Here is a 1,096-nt window from a genome sequence, read left to right as displayed (position 1 = left end):
CGAATGCTTCTCATCTCGGGTTTACTGCTACTCCGATTGAGAAGGAGGATCGTTCGACGATCAATACCTTTGGAGGTTACGTCAGCCAGTATACTATCAAGGAGTCTGAAAAGGACGGTTCGACCGTTCCGATTTACTATGAGAGCCGGTTAGCGAAGCTCCAGGTTAATGATCCTGAGATTGAGGATCGGTTTAACGAGTTGATGGAGTCGAAGTCTGATGATCTGAAGCAGGAGATGAAGTGGAAGTGGACGCAGCTTCGCCGTGTTATTGAGAATAGTGATGAGCGGACGGAGATGATCGCGAAGGATATCGTCGAACACTACAGTAACAGGGAGCTTGAGGGTAAGGCGATGGTGGTTGCGATTAGCCGTCAGGCCGCAGTCAATTTAGCAAATGAGATTCGGGAAGTATCGGGTGCGCCAGAGACCCGGGTAGTGATTTCAGGTCAGGAAGACTTTATCGACGATCCTATTTCCAATGAGGAGCTGAAACGCCGGTTCAAAGATCCGGATGATCCATTCAAGATCGCTGTCGTCTGTGACAAGTGGTTGACCGGGTTTGACGCTCCGCATCTTCACACATTGTATGTTGATAAGCCGATGAAAAATCATAATTTGCTTCAGGCCATCGGCAGAGTCAACCGGGTATACAAGGACAAGCCGGGAGGCCTGGTAGTTGATTACATTGGTATCAGTGAGCGTTTGAAAGAGGCCTTGGACAAGTATACTTCTGAGATCCGGGATGATGCTATGCTGGATATTGAGGAAGCTGTCGAGGTGATGAGAGACAAGCATCAGGAGGTGGCCAACTTCTTCTCCGAGGTTGATTACAGTGATTGGCCTCAACTGGGTCAGATGGAGCGGCAGCGCCTGTTGTATAAGGCCCAGAATGAGGTTTTGATCACCGAGAAGCGGGAAGAGGACTTTCGGGAGTCGATGAAAGGCCTGAAGAAGGCTCACGCATTGGTTTCTCCGAATCCTGCTGCTAGTGAGATCCGTGCGGATTTAGCGTTCTTTGAGGCGGTACTCGGTGCGATCAATAGTATTGACAATTCTGGTAATCCTGATGAAGTCGAGGGTTTGGATTCTGCGAT

1 protein-coding gene is annotated in these 1,096 nt (G+C 49.4%); it reads left to right on the top strand.

Translation table 11 applies throughout. The features are described 5' to 3' along the window. On the top strand, positions 1–1,096 hold a 1,096-nt coding region (locus tag U4E84_RS18375), incomplete at both ends, for a type I restriction enzyme endonuclease domain-containing protein (RefSeq protein ID WP_322533497.1).

This window comes from Halorubrum sp. AD140 (assembly GCF_034497445.1).
In the GTDB taxonomy this organism is placed as follows: domain Archaea; phylum Halobacteriota; class Halobacteria; order Halobacteriales; family Haloferacaceae; genus Halorubrum.
Note: the sequence above shows the minus strand (reverse complement) of the source record. Positions and strands in the feature narration are given on the sequence as shown.